This window comes from Bacteroidota bacterium (assembly GCA_039821555.1).
Taxonomy (GTDB): domain Bacteria; phylum Bacteroidota; class Rhodothermia; order Rhodothermales; family Rubricoccaceae; genus JBCBEX01.
The window spans coordinates 296155-312690 of the sequence record JBCBNX010000005.1 but is presented as its reverse complement, the minus strand read 5'-3'; the positions used below and the strand labels follow the sequence as shown (position 1 = coordinate 312690).

13 protein-coding genes are annotated in these 16536 nt (G+C 70.3%); 10 read left to right on the top strand and 3 right to left on the bottom strand.

Annotated elements, in window-relative coordinates:
- The first annotated feature begins 50 nt into the window (after positions 1-50).
- On the top strand, positions 51-1001 hold the full coding sequence (locus AAFU51_08910) for a hypothetical protein (protein MEO1571377.1): 951 nt from the start codon (positions 51-53) through the stop codon (positions 999-1001).
- Positions 1002-1009: 8 nt separating this feature from the next.
- The gene (locus AAFU51_08905; protein ID MEO1571376.1) at positions 1010-2062 is read left to right on the top strand and encodes a hypothetical protein; all 1053 of its coding nucleotides are present in this window, start codon (positions 1010-1012) and stop codon (positions 2060-2062) included.
- A 43-nt stretch (positions 2063-2105) separates the two neighbouring features.
- Here the strand turns inward: AAFU51_08905 and AAFU51_08900 are convergent, their stop codons facing one another.
- Positions 2106-2939, bottom strand: a complete 834-nt coding sequence (locus AAFU51_08900; protein MEO1571375.1) for a PHP domain-containing protein — start codon at positions 2937-2939, stop codon at positions 2106-2108.
- A gap of 182 nt (positions 2940-3121) precedes the next feature.
- On the opposite strand from AAFU51_08900, the gene rsmB reads away from it, so the two are divergent.
- From rsmB to AAFU51_08870, 6 genes are all read left to right on the top strand, one after another.
- Positions 3122-4492: a 16S rRNA (cytosine(967)-C(5))-methyltransferase RsmB gene (gene rsmB / locus AAFU51_08895; GenBank protein MEO1571374.1), complete on the top strand. Its 1371-nt coding sequence runs from the start codon at positions 3122-3124 to the stop codon at positions 4490-4492.
- Between the two features lie 108 nt (positions 4493-4600).
- Positions 4601-5485, top strand: coding sequence for an AraC family transcriptional regulator (locus tag AAFU51_08890; GenBank protein MEO1571373.1), 885 nt, complete (start codon positions 4601-4603; stop codon positions 5483-5485).
- An 88-nt stretch (positions 5486-5573) separates the two neighbouring features.
- Entirely contained in the window at positions 5574-6200 is a 627-nt protein-coding gene (locus AAFU51_08885) for a hypothetical protein (protein ID MEO1571372.1), read from the top strand.
- A 36-nt stretch (positions 6201-6236) separates the two neighbouring features.
- Positions 6237-6821 carry a DinB family protein gene (locus AAFU51_08880; GenBank protein MEO1571371.1) on the top strand — a complete coding sequence of 195 codons (585 nt, stop codon included), beginning with the start codon at positions 6237-6239 and terminating at the stop codon, positions 6819-6821.
- A gap of 154 nt (positions 6822-6975) precedes the next feature.
- A complete protein-coding gene (locus AAFU51_08875; protein MEO1571370.1) occupies positions 6976-8544 on the top strand; it encodes an ATP-binding protein in 1569 nt (522 codons plus the stop codon).
- Positions 8545-8613: 69 nt separating this feature from the next.
- The gene (locus tag AAFU51_08870; protein MEO1571369.1) at positions 8614-10302 is read left to right on the top strand and encodes an FAD-dependent oxidoreductase; all 1689 of its coding nucleotides are present in this window, start codon (positions 8614-8616) and stop codon (positions 10300-10302) included.
- Positions 10303-10337: 35 nt separating this feature from the next.
- On the opposite strand, the gene AAFU51_08865 is transcribed toward AAFU51_08870, so the two are convergent.
- Positions 10338-12506, bottom strand: coding sequence for a winged helix-turn-helix domain-containing protein (locus AAFU51_08865; protein MEO1571368.1), 2169 nt, complete (start codon positions 12504-12506; stop codon positions 10338-10340).
- 202 nt (positions 12507-12708) lie between these two features.
- Between AAFU51_08865 and AAFU51_08860 the strand changes: the two genes are divergently transcribed.
- Entirely contained in the window at positions 12709-13176 is a 468-nt protein-coding gene (locus tag AAFU51_08860) for a hypothetical protein (GenBank protein ID MEO1571367.1), read from the top strand.
- A gap of 287 nt (positions 13177-13463) precedes the next feature.
- The gene (locus tag AAFU51_08855) at positions 13464-16046 is read left to right on the top strand and encodes a DUF5916 domain-containing protein (GenBank protein MEO1571366.1); all 2583 of its coding nucleotides are present in this window, start codon (positions 13464-13466) and stop codon (positions 16044-16046) included.
- 93 nt (positions 16047-16139) lie between these two features.
- Here the strand turns inward: AAFU51_08855 and AAFU51_08850 are convergent, their stop codons facing one another.
- Positions 16140-16532, bottom strand: a complete 393-nt coding sequence (locus AAFU51_08850; protein MEO1571365.1) for a copper-binding protein — start codon at positions 16530-16532, stop codon at positions 16140-16142.
- Positions 16533-16536: the final 4 nt, after the last annotated feature.

Below are 16536 nucleotides of genomic sequence, written 5' to 3'. Positions count from 1 at the left end.
ACCCGGTACCATGAGTGCGCTCTTTTTGTGCTCCTCAAGCCGGACCCACCATGCCTCGTGCTCTCCTCGCTCTCATTTTGCTCCTCGCGCTCCCGGCGCAGGCGCAAGACCTCCCCTCGGCCGCCGTCACGCAGGTCCTCCTCGATGCCCTGAAGGTGGACGACGGCACCGGGCGCTTCAGCCTGCCGCGCTTCACGATCGCCTTCCCGCGGGGCGACCGCGCCAAGGCCATCGTCCGCGACGCAAACGGCGACATCGTCTTCGAGCGGGGCTACAAAGGCCAGCGCGACGGCACGCGCACCGCCCGCATCTTCCGCAAGGACTCAGGCGGCGGCGGGCGCTTCGGGCTACCCACCGCGCGCCGCACCAGCGAAGAACCTGTCTTCGAAGAGTCCGGCGCCTACACGCTCGACATCGAGCACGGCGGCGAGGTCATCACGCGCTTCCCGTTCCGCGTCGTCCGCATCACGTCGAGCGACCCCTACGCCGACACGCCGCCGCGCTTCGCCGTGGACGGCCTCTGGATGACGCACGGCTTCGTGGACTACGAGGACGACGCCACCGGCCGCCAGCCGCACCTCCAGTGGAACTACTACGACCAACTCATGGACGCTGACCGCGAGCGGCTCGTCTTCGAGCAGGTCCGCTATGAGCTGCGCCGCGACGGTCGCCTCATCGGCCGCACCGTCACCGACAGCGGCGTCTCGTCGGACGGCCTCACCATCGCCACGCAGACCTTCGAGGCGGTCGAGCGGCCCAACTCCAGCCATGCCGAGTCACGCATCCACCGCGGCGACATGAACGACGGCACCTACGAGATCCGCCGCGTGGTCAAGGCCGACGACTTCAACGGCGGCGACTTCCGCGAGACGATCCCCTTCGAGGTGCGCGGCGGGCAGTTCGTCCCCGTCGGCGACCAGGTGCGCGCAGGCACCGAGGCGACCGCCTTCCTGGAAGGGCTCAACCGCGCCTTCTTCTACCCGATCTCGTCCACCCGCTAGCCCGCCCCATGCTTGCCTTCCTCCTCGCGCTGGGGATGCTCAGCGCCCCTGCCACCTCAACGTCCCCCGACCCCTACGAGGGCTTCTACGGCTGCAACCTCGACGGCGACGAGCGCTACGTCGTCTGGATCGGGACCGTCGGCACGGGCACCCGCGCCGACCAGCAGTGGACCACCTATCAGCTCTTCAACGCCGACGACTTCCCGTTTGACGACGAACTGCGCCAACGGAGCGGCGGCGGCTACCAAACGCGCGATGGGGCCTTCAACTCCGGCAACAGCGCGGTCGATTTCGCCGACGGGACGCTACTGCTCCAGGACGAGCCGTGCGAGTCTGTCGCCACGCTGCGCGACCTCCTCACGCTGTTCGGCCTCGACGTGGACGACGCGGTGCAGGAGGTCGTTGACCTGGAAGGCTGGACGCCGGAGCAGGTCGCCGCGCGCCTCGACGATGCCGCGTTCGCCGACGCAGCCTTCCGACCTGGCAACCAGTGGCGCGGCGCGGGCGGTGGCTCGCCGCGCTTCGCGGAAGTGATCCGCGGCCTGACGCTCCCCGAGCCGCCGCCGCCGCCCAACGCCGCCCCCACCGGAGCGCCCGTCGCCGCCGACGACTACGAGGGCATCTACTCCGACGGGCGCAAGCTCTACGTCATCCGCGACGGCCGCTTCGTCCAGTTCGAGGACGACTACGACGGCGACTGGCTCCCGCGCGTGCAGTACGTCTTCGAGCCGCGGAGGTACTATCCGAAGGCGTACGACTACCGCGTTGTGAACGGCGAATTCCAGTCGGGCGACGAGAGCACGATGGAATTCCTCCGCCGCGATGGGGAGGTCGCGGCGCTCGTCTGGCGCGGGAAGGAGCTGCCGCGCGTCTACACGCTCGCGCAACTCTTCGAGGCAGGCGACTACGACGTTGAGCAGTTCGCCGCCGAGCTGCGCCAGCGCGGAATGGACGATGCCGCGATCAAGGCCGTGATGGAGGACGCCGCGCGGTTCGCCGCCGTGATCCGCGAGGGCAACGCGCCGATCACGTTCGAGAAGCTGACCGGGCTGGAGGACTAGCCACGCCCAATGGGCTTCTAAGCCACTATGTCAGACGATCACGTCAGACGATCACGTCGGGGTGGGCGACAGCGCCGAGGAGGCGGGCGACCCAGGCGGGGTCGGGGGCGTAGCGGCCGAAGCTGTCGTCCTCGAAGGTGCCGAAGCCGTGGTAGTCCGAGCCGCCCGTTGTGAGGAGGTCGTGGCGCGCGGCGAAGGCGGCCCAGCGGCGCTCCGCCATCGGGTCGTGTGCCGGGTGCACCACCTCCACGCCGTCGAGGCCGTCGGCCACCAGCATCGCGGCGATGGTCTCATCGAGCGCGATGCCAGGGTGGGCGAGGACCGTCACGCCGCCCGCCGCGTGGACGAGCGCGATCATCTCCGAGGCGGGCTGGTCGGTCTTAGGCACGTAGGCCGGGGCCGTCGTGCCGAGGAAGCGGTCGAACGCCTCGCCGAACGTGGACACGAGGCCCGCTTCGAGCATCGCCTTGGCGATGTGCGGCCGTCCGACGACCTCGCCCTTGGCGTGGTAGTGCACGCGCTCCAGACGCAGCCGGTGGCCGAGTCCGGCAAGCCGGTCCACGATAGCCTCAGCCCGCTCGACGCGCTTCCGCCGATAGGCCTCCAGCGCCGTCGCGAGCGCCGGATTGGCGAGGTCGAACCCGTAGGCGAGCAGATGAATGTCACGGTCGTCGACCTGCACCGACAGCTCGACGCCGGGCAGCAGCGCCACGCCCAGCCGCTGCGCAGCGATCCGCGCGAGCGGGTAGGCCGCCACGGTGTCGTGGTCCGTGATCGAGAGCCGCTCGATCCCGCGGAGGGCCGCTTTCTCGACGAGCCCTGGCGGGGAGAGCCGCCCGTCGGACGCGGTGGTGTGGGTGTGGAGATCAGCGCGCACCGGGGAGGGGGAACGGCAAGGGATGAGAGCAGAGCAGCGGGGCACAAGATCGTTCTCCTTAGCGCTCGGTGTTGACGGCGCTGGGCGAGGATTCTGGTCGGATTCACCGCGCGGCGATAGTTGGGCCCTCGGCGTACCCTACTCTGTTCGGTTGCCCTCCCCAACTACATACCTACACCCCAGTGCCCGTCGATCCTGCCCGCCGCGACGCCCTTCGCCTCCTCGCCCGCATCCGCGACGGGGCCTACGCCGACCGTCTCGACCCGAATGGCTCCGCCCTGGACAACGACGACGCAGCCGACGCGCGCGCCTCGGGGCAGGCCGTGGGCTACGCGGCGGGCGTGACGCGCCACCGGCGCTGGCTCGACTTCCTCCTCGCGCACCTCTACCACGGCAACCCGGCCACGCTCGAACCCGACCTTCGCGACGTGCTCCGCCTCGGGCTCTTCGACCTGCTCGTCGAGGAGACGCCGCCGCACGCCGCGGTCAACGAGGCCGTCGCCCTCGCACGAGCGGCTGTCAACCCCGGCGCATCGAAGCTCGTCAACGCGATCCTGCGCACCGCCGACCGCCGCCGGGGCGCCCTCCCGCAGCCCGACACCGGCAAGGCGGCGCGCGACCTCGCCGTGCGGCACTCGCACCCGACGTGGCTCGTCCGCCGCTGGCTCGCCCGCTTCGGCACCGGCGACACTGAGGCGCTGCTGCTCGCCGACAACGCGCCGCCGACCTACAGCCTCCGCCTCAACACGCAGCGCCACACCGTCGCCGAAGGCCACGCGATGCTGACGCAACTCGGCGCCGACTTGGGCGAGGGGCAGGGTTTCGACTGGGAGCCGTCGCCCTACCTCGACGATTTCGTGCGCGCGGAGCGGCTGCAACCCGTTGTGCGCAAGGGGTGGCTGGCCGATGGGACGTGGGCCGTGCAGGACGAGGCCGCCGGGCTGGTCGTGCGCCTCCTCGATCCACAGCCTGGCGAGACGATCCGCGACATCGCCGCGGCGCCGGGTGGCAAGGCGCTCTATGCGGCCCTCCGCATGGACGACGACGGCCGCGTCCTCGCCAGCGACCCGCACGCGGCGCGCACTGGGCTGATCGAGCGCGCCGCCACCGCGCACGGGCTGACGAGCGTCGACACCCAAGCCATCGAGGCGCAAACGCTGGCCGCGCAGCCGGACGTCGAACTGGCAGACCGCGCGCTCCTCGACGCGCCGTGCTCGGGGACGGGCGTCCTGGCCAAGCGCGCCGACCTCCGCTGGCGGCGCACGCTGGACGACCTCGACACACTCGTCGCGCTCCAAGACGACCTGCTCGACGCGGCCGCCGCGCTCGTGAAACCCGGCGGCGTGCTCGTCTACGCGACGTGCTCCATCGAGCCGGAGGAAAACGCCGAGCGCATCCGCCGCTTCCTCGCCGACCGCCCCGACTTCGCGCTCGAAGACGCGGCCCCGTACGTCCCCGCTGCGATGCGGACTGAGGACGGCTTCTACGCCGCGCTGCCGCACGTGCACGGCACCGACGGCGCATTCGGTGCGCGGCTGCGGAAGGTTGGCTGAGACGGCAATCGGCGGGGTGGTCATCGGGCTTGACTACGCTCGTCCGTAAGCCGCACCTTCTGCGACCTGCGACCTGCGACCTGCGACCTGCGACCTGCGACGGCTCCCGTGCTGCTGACCTCGTTTCCCGACCTCGCCTGCCTCAAGTCGCGCATCGCGACGCCGCGGGCGTGGCCGACGGTGCTGCTGCAGGTGAAGGCGCACGAGGCCTACCGCCCCGACGTGCTGGGGCCGCTGTCGCTCTTCGCCAACGTCGCGGGCGCGAGCGTCATCCGCTCCGAGGGCATGGCGACGCGTATCCCGCCGGGCACCTACGCGCTCACCAACGCAGGTGCGCCGTACACGCTGGAGATCGAAGGGGCCGCGGAGACGCAGAACCTGCACGTGCGCGGCGCGACGGCTAGCGCGATCTACCGCGCCCTCGTCACCCCGGACGACCACCTGCTCGACGCACCCGACGCCGAGGGACGGCCGCTGACGGTCGTGCCGCGCCTCTATACGCGAACGACCACGCTCGACCGGCTGCTGGCCCGTGCGTTCGAGGCGGCCCGCGCGACGCCGGCGGCGCTGGACGAGGCCGTGGCCGACGTGCTCGTACACCTGCTGTCGGTGCACCGCGGGGCGCTCCACGAGGCGGCGCGGGTGCCTGCCGCCCGCGCGGTGACGCGCGCCGAGGTCTACCAGCGCCTCGTTCGATCGGTGGACCTGATGCACGCGACGCCCGAGGCGGCCCTGCCGCTGGACGGCCTCGCGGCAGCCGCCTGCCTCTCGAAGTACCACTACCTCCGCGCCTTCCGGCAGACGTTCGGCACGACGCCGCACCGCTACCACACGCGGCTCCGCATCGCGCGCGCGCAGCGGCTCTTGGCCGGGTCGCGGCTGGCTGTCGCCGAGGTCGGCCTGGCTGTGGGGTTCGACGAGCCGAGCGCATTCACGCGGGCCTTCCGCCGCGTCGTCGGCGTGTCGCCGTCGGGCTACCGAGCCGCCGCGTAGCAGGCAGTTCAGCAATTTCGGGTAACCGACCATTGGGCTAAGGTGTGTTGCTTAGGGCACCGTATTGTTCGCCTACCCCCCCCTCATCATGGCTGCTGTCTCCACACCAACCATCTCGGTGTCGACCGTGTCGGCCCGCCCGCTACTCGTCGTCGTTGTCCTCTGGTTTCTCGTCGTGCTCGGCGCTGTGCTCTCGGGAGCGGTGGCTAGCGTGCCCGTGCCCGCGCCTGCGCTGGCGATCCTGCTCGCGGGCCTCGTGCTGCTCGCCCGGGCCGCGCTGCCTGGCTTCCGCGACCGGCTTGCGGCGATCCCGCTCGGCGTGCTCGTCGGGTGGCACGTGCTCCGCATCGTGGCGGGCGGCAACTTCCTGCGGCTCCACGCACAGGGCGTCCTGCCCGCTGACTTCGCCCTGCCCGCAGGTATCGGCGATGTCGCGGTAGGCGTCGGTGCGCTGCTGATGCTCGCGGTCGTGCTGCCAGTACGAAAGCCGTGGCAGCACGCAGCCCTGCTCGTGTGGAATGGGCTCGGGCTGGTCGACATCCTCGCGGTGCTGGGCAACGGTGCACGGTATGCCGTGTCCCAGCCCGATCTTGTCGTCCCGTTCACGCAGCTGCCGCTTGCGTTGCTGCCGCTGTTCGTCGTCCCGCTCGTGATCGTTGCGCACGTGCTGGTGTTCGTACGGCTGCGGCGCAACGTGCGCGCGACGACGCCGTAGCGCTCTCTGCCCCACTCATCATCGTCTGTTGTGCTCATGGCTACGCTCTCCACGATCCCCACTGCTGCCGTCCCGGCTACGTTCCTCGACCACAAGGCCATCGCCGAGGGCTGGCGCGACACGTTCAGCGCCGAGCAACTCAACTGGAAGCCGTCGCCGAAGCGGTGGTCGGTGGCCGAGTGCATCCAGCACCTCAACCGGACGACGGGCATCTACGTCCCGGCGCTCAAGGCGCGGCTGGCGCAGGGCGACCTGCCGCCGGGGCAGCCGCCGTTCACCTACGGCTGGTTTGCCCGCTTCACCGTACGCTCGTTCGGCCCGGACTCGTCGATGAAGCTCAAGGCGCCGGGCGTCTTCGAGCCGCGCTCCGAAGGCGGGCCGACCGCCTCGGGGTTCGACCCGCAGGCGCTCGTGGGCGAGTTCGCCGACCTGCAGGACCAGTTCGTGGCCCTGTTCGACGCCGCCGAGGGGCTCGACCTGAGCAAGGGCAAGATGGCCTCGCCGGCCGCGCGCATCTTCAAGATGCCGGTCGGCGCGTGGTTCGAGGCGATGGCGGCGCACCAGGCGCGCCACCTCGCGCAAGCACAGCGCGTCATGGCCGAGCCCGGCTTTCCAAGATGAATCTAGGAGCCTGCTGGCCGGGGGCGTAGTCAAGGGTGCATAGGGCGGTGGGCCTATCCGAAGGGGTAGGCTCCCCGGCGGGACCGCGCTGTTTCTTGGCGCGTTGCAGCGAGGCCCGTTCGTCCTCCGCTGTCGTTCCTGCTCCTGTGCCGCTATGCTCACGCCTGCCGACCTCCGCGCCGTCGACCTCCTTGCCGACCTCCCCGACGCCGACCTTGCCTGGATCGCCGAGCGGGCCGAGGAAGTCAGACTGCAGCCGGGCGAGTTGCTCAGCGACGCGGGCGTCCCGGCGGAGTGGATGTACCTCATGCTCGACGGTCACGTGCGCGCCCTCGTCCGCGACGGCGAGCGCGAGGTAGCGGCCTACAGCTTCGAGCAGGGCCAAGTGGCCGGCGTGCTCCCGCGCTCGCGCATGGAGACCTTCCCGGCGCAGTCGCGCGCGACGACGCCCGTGTGGGTGGCCCGCCTCCACAAGCGGCACTTCCCTGACCTCGTCCGCGAGCTGCAGGAGTTCGATGCCCGGCTGGCCCACCTCATGATCGACCGCAGCCGGACGGAGGCGCGGGTCAAGCTCCAGCAGGAGAAGCTCGTCTCGCTCGGCACGATGGCGGCCGGGCTGGCGCACGAACTCAACAACCCCGCCTCCGCTGCCAAGCGCGCAGCCGAGACGCTCTGCGAGACGCTCCAGACGTTCGACGAGCGCGCCTCGACGCTGCTGCGCAAGCTCATCTTCCCCGATGGGCTGCCCCCGATGACAGGGGCCTCGATGACGGGGCCCGCGGTGAGCGCGGGCGACGGAGCCAGTCCCGCCCTCGAAGCGGAGGGCGACCCCTTCCAGCCGGTCTACGACGTCATCCTCGCCCCAGACCCCGACCTCGATCCGCTCGACGAAGGCGACCGCGAGGACGCGTTCACCGACTGGTTCGACGACCTCGCCGACCGTGGCCTCGGGCAGGTCGCGCAGCCGTGGGAGGCCGCCTCCACGCTCACGGCTGCCGGATTCACCGCCGAGTTCCTGTCGGGCTTCCTAGAGAGCATGGCGCCCGAGTTCCGCGTGGACACAATCAACTGGATCGTGCAAGACACCGCCATGCGCGCGCTCTGCCTGGAACTGGCCGAGAGCACCACGCGCATCTCCGAGCTCGTCGGCGCGATGAAGTCCTACACCTACATGGACCAGGACAGCCAGCAGCAGCGCGTCAACCTCAGGCGTGGCATCATCGACACGGTCATCATCCTCAAGCACAAGTTCAAGAAGAAGGGCATCCGCCTCACGAAGGAGTTCGGCGACGACGTGCCCGACCTCCTCGCCTACGGCAGCGAACTCAACCAGGTGTGGACGAACCTCCTCGACAACGCCATCGCAGCCGTGCCCGACGAGGGCGGCGAGATCCGGCTCGTCACGTGCTACGACCCCTGCGACGGCAGCGGCGGCGGCATGGTGCAGGTCGACCTCTACGACAACGGCCCGGGCATCCCGCCCGACGTGCAGGAGCGCATCTTCGAACCGTTCTTCACCACCAAGGGCCCCGGCGAAGGCACCGGCCTCGGCCTCGACATCGCGCTGCGGATCGTGCGCAACCGCCACGGCGGCGTGATCTACGTGGCGTCCGAGCCGGGCACTACGCACTTCCGGGTCCGCTTGCCCGTCAACGGCCGCGAGGCGCCCGAGGCCGACACGCAGGAAGTCGCCGCGCAGCAAGAAGACGCCGCGCTGGCGTAAGGTTGCGGGGTCCACGCATCGGACTCGCCGACCCTCTCCTCACCCTCGTCCACCCCCACACTCCGCCCCATGGCTGCCAAGCCCGTCATCCTCGCCGTCGACGACGACCCGCAGGTGCTCCGCGCCGTCGCGCGCGACCTCCGCAAGCGCTACGGCGAGACCTACCGCATCGTCCGCGCCGACTCGGGCCAGGCCGCCCTCGACACCGTCGAGGCGCTCACCGAGCGGGGCGACCCCATCGCGCTCCTGCTCTCCGACCAGCGGATGCCGCAGATGGACGGCGTCGGCTTCCTCCAGCAGGCGCGTGCGCTGGCACCGAAGGCGAAGCGGGCGCTCCTCACCGCCTACGCCGACACGGAGGCCGCGATCTCAGCCATCAACGACTCGCAGATCGACTACTACCTCCTCAAGCCCTGGGACCCGCCCGACCAGCGCCTCTACCCGGTCCTCGATGATCTCCTCGACGACTGGCAGGCGAGCTACCGCCCCGGCTTTGGCGGCCTGCGCGTGGTCGGCGACCGCTGGTCCCCGCAGTCGCACGCGATCAAAGACTTCCTCGCCCGTAACCAGATCCCCTACGAGTTCCTCGACGTGGAGGCGAGCGATGAGGCCCAGCAGATCGCGGAGAAAGCCCGTGCCTATAGCAAGGAGGCAGGCGGCGACGGCGCGGCGGCGAACGTGCTGCCGCTCGTGGTGCTGCCCGACGGCGAAAGGCTGCTCGCACCCGCTCCGAGCGACCTCGCCGAGCACGTCGGCCTGCAGACGAACGCGGCGAAGGACTTCTACGACCTCGCCATCGTGGGTGCGGGACCGGCAGGGCTCGCAGGCGCGGTCTACGGCGCGTCCGAAGGCCTGCGGACCGTCCTCATCGAGAGCCACGCACCCGGCGGACAGGCCGGCACGTCGAGCCGCATCGAAAACTACCTCGGCTTCCCCCAGGGCCTCTCCGGGGCCGACCTCGCACGGCGCGGGGCCACGCAGGCGCGGCGCTTCGGCGTCGAGATCCTCACCCCGCAGACGGCGACGGGGCTGCGCATCGACGGCCCCTACAAGACCCTCACCCTCGGCGACGGCTCGGAGATCACGTGCCACGCGCTTATCATCTCGACGGGCGTCGACTGGCGACGGCTTCCGGCCGAGGGAGCCGACAGCCTCGCCGGAAGCGGCGTCTACTACGGCGCGGCGATGACCGAGGCGATGAACTGCAAGAACGAGGACGTCTACATCGTCGGCGCGGGCAACTCGGCCGGGCAGGCCGCGATGTTCTTCGCCGACTACGCGCGCCGCGTCGTGATGGTCGTGCGCGGCGACTCGCTGGAGGCGAAGATGAGCCAGTACCTCGTCACGCGCATCTACGAGACGCCCAACATCGACGTGCGGCTGCAGACCGAGATCCAGGCGTGCCAGGGCAGCGGCCACCTCGAATGCGTCACGCTCATCGACAACGCGACGGGCGAGACGGAGGTCGTGGACACGAGCTTCCTGTTCGTCTTCATCGGCGCCGCGCCCGGCACCGAGTGGCTCGGCGACGCCGTCGCGCGTGACCAGAAGGGCTTCCTGCTGACCGGCCCGATGCTCACGGACGAGCACCTGCGCGACTGGCCGCTCGAACGCGATCCGTTCCTCTTCGAGACGAACGTGCCCGGCATCTTCGTCGCGGGCGACGTGCGCGGCGACTCGGTCAAGCGCGTCGCCTCAGCCGTCGGCGAGGGCTCGATCACGGTGCACTTCATCCACCGCTTCCTCGCCACGCTGTAGCAGCTCCGTACGCGGCCACGCCCCGACAACGGCGTCTAGTCCGCCGCCGCGCGGAACTGGAGGTCGCTCCTGGTGTCCTCGTAGCGGCCATAGAGCAGCGTGGTGCCGTCGGGTGACACCGATAGGCTCGGCGAGGCGATGTCCGTGACCTCGGCGATGGTCGTCACCGCCTCGGCGTCGAGGTCGGCGTAGATCACGAACGTTCCTTCCGGGCGCTCGTCGAGGCTGTAGAGCCCGCCGGGCGTGACTACCCAATCGAGGGCGTCATCGACGGGAGCGTTGACGAAGACGCGCTGAGGCGTCCCCGAAGCACGTCCGCCGACCAGCCGCACGCGCCAGAGACCTGGGATGCCCGCGCGGGTGAAGTAGAGCGCCTGCCCATCGACCGACTCCGCGCCCGCGAACGCGCTCGGCGCGCCCACCGGCTCCGGCGTTCCGCCCTTCACGGGGACGCGCCACAGCCCCCAGTCCCCACCGCGCCGGGTGGCGGCGTAGACCGCGGTGCCGTCGCGTGCCCAGCCCGTCACGCGCCCGCCCCGGCCAGGCGGCGTGAGGGCCTGCGGCGGCCCGCCACGCACGTCCACGACGTAGACCGCCGCGTCGCCCTCCGGGGCCGCGTTGAAGGCGAGGCGCATGCCATCCGGCGACCACCGCGGGTTGCCGACGAACGCGCCCTCGAACTGGGTGACCTGGACGAGATCATCGCCGTCCACACCGCTGAGCCATACTTCCAGAAAGCCCGAGCGCGACGACATAAACGCAAGGCGCGTGCCGTCGGGCGAGAACTGCGCCTCGCAGTCCATCCACGTCGAGGTGAGCAGCGGTTCCGTGCTCAGCAGGCGACCGCCGGGCGCGTCAAGCCGGACCTGCCAGATGTTCTTCTCGAAGTAGAGGTCTTGGTAGACCAGCGCGCCCGACTCTGCCGCGACGGACGGGTAGAAGCTCCACTCGCCGCGCGTGGCAATCCACGTCATCGCGCCGGTCTGGAGGTCGAGCCGCCACAGCCCGTTGGCGCCCGAGCGGTAGGACACGACCACGAGCGTCTCGTCGTCGATCCAGTCGAGGTGGCGCACGGCGGTGGCATCCCCGGGGGCGGGCGTGACGGTGCCGTCGGCGACATCGATGAGGAAGACGGGACGGCCGCTGCCGGGGCCACGGCGGACGAAGGCGATGCGCGTGCCGCCGGGCGAGAAGCGCGGGGTGGTGGCGCGGTGCAGCACGTCGTCGGGCGTGGTGAGCGTGCGGACCGCTCCCGAGGCGAGGTCGAGCAGCTGCAAGCCAGGCGTCTCCGGCGCAGGCGTGGTGAAGACGAGCGTCTGCCCGTCGGGAGCCCAGTCGAGCGCCTTCACCTCGGCGGCGGTCGCGTGGACGAGGCGCACCGGGCCGCCCATCGACGGCACCGTGTAGATCCCGCGGGCCTCGCCGTCGCGGGCAAAGGCGAGGGTCGAGCCGTCGGGGGACCACGTCGGTAGTTCCTCCGAGGACGGATGCTCCGTGAGCCGCAGGGGTCGCTCGCTGCCAACCTGCTTCACGTACACGTCGAAATTGTCACCGCCAGCCTCGTCCCACGCGAAGGCGACGCGGGCGCCCTCCGGCGAGAGCACGGGCTGGATCTCGCGGCCAGGGTAGCTCGTGAACGGCACGGCAGGCTCCCACACGGATGTATCCCAGGAGGCCACGTCGGTAGGCGCCCGCGCGAGCAGGTCACGGCCGAGCCAGAGGCCCACGGCGAGGCCCGCCAGGACGGCTCCCGCAACGAGGCCCGCGAGCCAACCGCGTCGGTTTGACGAGTCCGATCCGGCGCGCATCGTCGTGACTGCGACCAGACTGCTCAGAGCCGACTCCCCCGGCGTTGGGGTGGTGTCCGCCGCCCAGGTCACGGGCGCGATGAGTCGATAGCCTCGTCCGCGGACGGTCTCGACGAAGCGTGGGGCACGGGGGTCATCGCCAAACAGCTTGCGCAGCTCCGAGACCGCGCGTGTGAGGGCGTCCTCGTTGACGACCACGTCGGCCCAGACGGCGTCCAGCAGGTCGCTCCGCGTGACGACCTGACCGGCGTGCTGCGCGAGGTAGGTCAGCACCGCCATCACGCGCGGCTCCACCGACACGGCCTGGCTGCGTCGCGTCGCGCTGTTCAAGAGTGGCTGCACGTGCCATTCTCCGACGGCATACGGTTGATCCGAGGAGAGGAGGTCGGCTTCCATGCGAAGCAGCGGCAGGCAGGGGACGCGGGGCGGCGAATCTACGACGGCATCACGCGATTGGGTGCAGTCGAGAACCGGGCGTGCTAGCGCAAAACGAGCGGTTCATCAGGGTTCTGGACCTAGTCATTAGCTCCCCATCAGGCAACCAGCACGGCGAGCAGGCTACCTAGCGGTCCATCCGACCACACCCGCCTCGTTTGCCATGCCCCGTTCGCTCTTCGCCGTCGCTGTCCTCCTCGTGGGAGCCACCCTTGCCGGTACCACGCTGCCGCCTGACAGCCAGGTCGCCCGCCCTCTCGCAAAGCCTGACACCACCGCGTTCGCCGACCGACGGGCCATCCTCACCACCATCGAGGCCTTCTACGTCGGCGACCACACGGGCCGCCTCGATCAAAAGCTGGCGTCGATGCACCCTGGCGGGGCCTACCGCTACGTGGACCGCGACGGGGCCTACCAGGAGAGCCCGTTTCAACTCGTCGAGAGCCGAGGCGACACGCTGTACACGGAGGAACTGCTCGGCGTGGAGATCTACGAGAACGTGGCCCTGGCGCGCCTGCGGCTGGAGAATCAGCGGCGGGAGCAGGCCGAGTACAAGCTCATGACGCTGCACAGGACGAGCGACGGCTGGCTCATCACGAGCATCGTCTGGGGCTGGGGGGTGACGCAATGATGAGGACGACGATGGCTCGCGCCCTGCACATCATACCGTTTACGATACCGTTTACGAGAAATGGTGGTGCAAACCCACGTCAGAGTCATCCCCGCGAAGGCGGGGCTCCATGCGATGTCTCGCATGGATTGGCTTGCGCCGACCTTCGGCTCCCGATCCAGTCGGGGATGACGAGCATGTGGGAGGGAGGCAACGCATTCCTCTTTCTCGTATCTGGTATCAGTGCGTGCTGGCTCGTCGCGCTGGCGGCCTGCCCTGTCTTCGCCCAGAAACCGAAGCCAACGCTCATGGCCTTCCCGGTCGAGGCTGGGGCGATTCGCGTCGATGGCGTCCTCGACGAACCGGCGTGGGTCTCGGCGGAGGTCGGTGCCGGCTTCGTGCAGTACGTGCCGAATCCCGGTGCGCCGCTCACGGAACCAACCGAGGCGCGGGTGCTCATCGGTCCGTCGGCGCTCTACGTCGGGATGCGGATGACCGACAGCCAGCCCGACGGCATCGACGCGCGCCTTGCCCGCCGTGATGCGGGCATCGTCACCGACCGCGCCATCGTCGTGCTCGACTCGTACGGCGACGGGCGCACCGGCTTCCTGTTCATGATCACGCCGGGCGGCATTCAGCGCGACGTGCTCTTCTTCGACGACACCGAGGCCGACCTCTCCTGGGACGCCGTCTGGGACGTGGCCACAACGCGCGACGAGACGGGGTGGACGGCCGAGTTCGAGATCCCGCTCGCCCAACTCCGCTACACCAGCGGCCCCGGTCCGCACCGATGGGGGCTGCAGTTCGTGCGGGTCCACTTCCGCACGCAGGAGGTGTCGTACTGGTCGGAGCGCCCGCCCAACGCGGCGGGCTACGTGAGCCAATTCGGCACGCTCGTGCTCCCCAGCGCGCTGCCGACGCCGCGGCGGCTCGAGGTCGTCCCCTACGCTGCGGCTGCGCTCACCCGCGCGCCCGGCGAGGCCGCCGATCCCTTCTACGAGGCGACCGGCCTCGCGCCGCGCGTGGGGCTGGACCTCAAGCTCGGGCTCACGAGCGCGGTCACGCTCAACGCGACGCTCAACCCCGACTTCGGGCAGGTCGAGGCCGACCCGGCGCAGGTCAACCTGAGCGGCTTCGAACTCTTCTTCCCCGAGCAGCGGCCCTTCTTCACCGAGGGCACCGACGTGTTCTCGCTAACACCACGCAGCGGTGTCAACACGGATCGCCCACAGTTGCTCTACACCCGCCGCATCGGTCGTAGCCCGCAACGCACCGCGTTCGTGCCCACATCTGCGTTCGATGATGCCGGGGACGACGGCACGGTCTACACCGACGTGCCGCAGCAAAGCACGATCCTAGGCGCTGCGAAGCTCTCGGGCCGCGTCGGGCGCTTCTCGGTGGGCCTGCTCAACGCCACCACCCGCGCCGAGACCGCGCGGTTTGCCGCGTTCGACGCCAGCACCAATCAGGTAGCCGACGGGCGTGCGCTCGTGGAGCCGCTCTCGAACTACCTCGCCGGGCGCACGCGTGGCACGTTCGGCACCACGGTCGTCGGCGGGTTTCTCACGTCCGTCCTCCGTGACACCAGCGATCCAGACATCGATGCCGCGTTCGCCACCACTGCGACGGTCGCCGGGCTCGACGTGGAGCAGCCGGTCGGCGACCAATGGCTGCTGACGGCGCAGACGGCGGGCAGTGCGACGACGGGCAGCGCCTCAGCCACCGCTGATCTCCAGCAGGCGTTTCCGCGCCTTCTCCAACGTCCGGATGCCCCGCACCTCGGCCTCGACACGACCCGGACAAGCCTGACGGGCTGGACCGCCGAGGTCAACGCCGTCAAGATCGATGGCGCGCACTGGACGGGCGGTCTCCAGGTCGCGGCGACCTCGCCGGGCTTCGACGCCAACGCGCTCGGCTTCCAGCGCCGCGCCGACCTCGCCAGCGTAGACGCGCGCGCGACCTACACCGAGCCCAGCGCGCGCGGCCTCTTCCAGTCGTGGAGCGCGAGCCTCCTCGGCGGCAGCGGTTGGACCTTCGGCGGCGAGCGGGTGGGCGGCCTCGTGTCGGCGGATCTCAGTGGACAACTGCGCAGCTTCTGGGACCTCGGCCTGAGCGCCGAATTCGAGCCGCGGCGCGACGACGACCGCCTGACGCGGGGCGGCCCGCTCGCACGGCAGGACGCCAGCAGCTCGCTCAGCCTCCGCCTCTCGACCGACGCGCGGCGCTCCGTCGTGGGCTTCGCTTCGGGCCAGCATCTCCGCAGCGAACTCGGACGCGTCCGCACGGCCATCGAGGGTGGCGTCGAACTGCGGCCGAGCGATGCGCTCGTGGTGTCGCTGGAGCCGAGCGTCGTGGTCGAAGGCGATCCTCGGCAGTACGTCACGGCGCTCGCCGACCCTGCCGCCCAGGCTACTTTCGGCACGCGCTATGTTTTCGGGCAACTCGACGCCACCTCCGTCGCGCTCGCGGCGCGTGTGGACTGGACGTTCATGCCGCGGCTCTCGCTCCAGCTCTTCGTGCGCCCGTTCGCCTCACGCGGTCAGTTTTCCGCCTTCAAGGAAGCCAATCGTCCCGGTGCGTTGCGCTTCCTGGAGTACGGCACCGAGCGCGGCAGGGTCACCGAGAACGCCGACGGTTCGACGCGCATCGACCCCGGCGACGGCGGTGCGGCGTTCACCCTCGCCCGTGACTTCACGGTGCGCTCGCTCCAGGGCAACGCCGTCCTCCGCTGGGAATACCGCCCTGGCAGCGCGTTCTTCTTCGTGTGGCAGCAGCAGCGCGGCGGCTTCGCGGACGACGGCCGCCTCCGCGTCGGGCGCGACCTGCGCGGCCTGTTCACGGACACGCCGACCAACGTCTTCCTCGTCAAGGTGAGCCACTGGATCGGCTAGACCGACGCCGCTTGTGCCGTCGGTGTAGGAGTAGGCGGAGGTCTGAACGTGTGGGCGAGGGGGCCGCTCAACGCCCTCGGTGCTGCTGCCGAGTTATGCTCCGGTGGTGTCGGCGTTGGCGACGGCGGGTCGCAGGTCCTCCGGCAGATTCAGCGCGGTCGTGTCGGGGAGCGGCTCGAAGTCGCGCACGACCAGCCGTCCGCCGTCGAAGGCAACCGTGAAGCGCACCTTGGTGCCCTCGGACAGCTCGCTCACGTCGGCGTCCTCGCCGAGACGGAGGGTCATCCGCATAGCGTCCATCACGTCGGGGATCGTCTCGTGCGTGACCGCGACGGCGGCCCCGTCCTGGCGCGGGCCGTGGTAGACTCCCCGTACGGTGTACGACTCGGCAATCGCGGCGTCGTCTCCCGCAGCGGGGTCGGCAGGCGCGTCGGACCCGCACGCGGCGAGGGAAAGCAGCACGAGGAGAAGAGCAAGGCGAGGCATGGGC

What these genes read in the sequence shown, in the direction of transcription:
- AAFU51_08910 (MEO1571377.1), top strand. Translation starts at nt 51, where the DNA reads ATGCCTCGTGCTCTCCTCGCTCTCATTTTGCTCCTCGCGCTCCCGGCG.
- AAFU51_08905 (MEO1571376.1), top strand. Translation starts at nt 1,010, where the DNA reads ATGCTTGCCTTCCTCCTCGCGCTGGGGATGCTCAGCGCCCCTGCCACC.
- AAFU51_08885 (MEO1571372.1), top strand. Translation starts at nt 5,574, where the DNA reads ATGGCTGCTGTCTCCACACCAACCATCTCGGTGTCGACCGTGTCGGCC.
- AAFU51_08880 (MEO1571371.1), top strand. Translation starts at nt 6,237, where the DNA reads ATGGCTACGCTCTCCACGATCCCCACTGCTGCCGTCCCGGCTACGTTC.
- AAFU51_08875 (MEO1571370.1), top strand. Translation starts at nt 6,976, where the DNA reads ATGCTCACGCCTGCCGACCTCCGCGCCGTCGACCTCCTTGCCGACCTC.
- AAFU51_08870 (MEO1571369.1), top strand. Translation starts at nt 8,614, where the DNA reads ATGGCTGCCAAGCCCGTCATCCTCGCCGTCGACGACGACCCGCAGGTG.
- AAFU51_08865 (MEO1571368.1), bottom strand. Translation starts at nt 12,506, where the DNA reads ATGGAAGCCGACCTCCTCTCCTCGGATCAACCGTATGCCGTCGGAGAA.
- AAFU51_08860 (MEO1571367.1), top strand. Translation starts at nt 12,709, where the DNA reads ATGCCCCGTTCGCTCTTCGCCGTCGCTGTCCTCCTCGTGGGAGCCACC.
- AAFU51_08855 (MEO1571366.1), top strand. Translation starts at nt 13,464, where the DNA reads ATGGCCTTCCCGGTCGAGGCTGGGGCGATTCGCGTCGATGGCGTCCTC.
- AAFU51_08850 (MEO1571365.1), bottom strand. Translation starts at nt 16,532, where the DNA reads ATGCCTCGCCTTGCTCTTCTCCTCGTGCTGCTTTCCCTCGCCGCGTGC.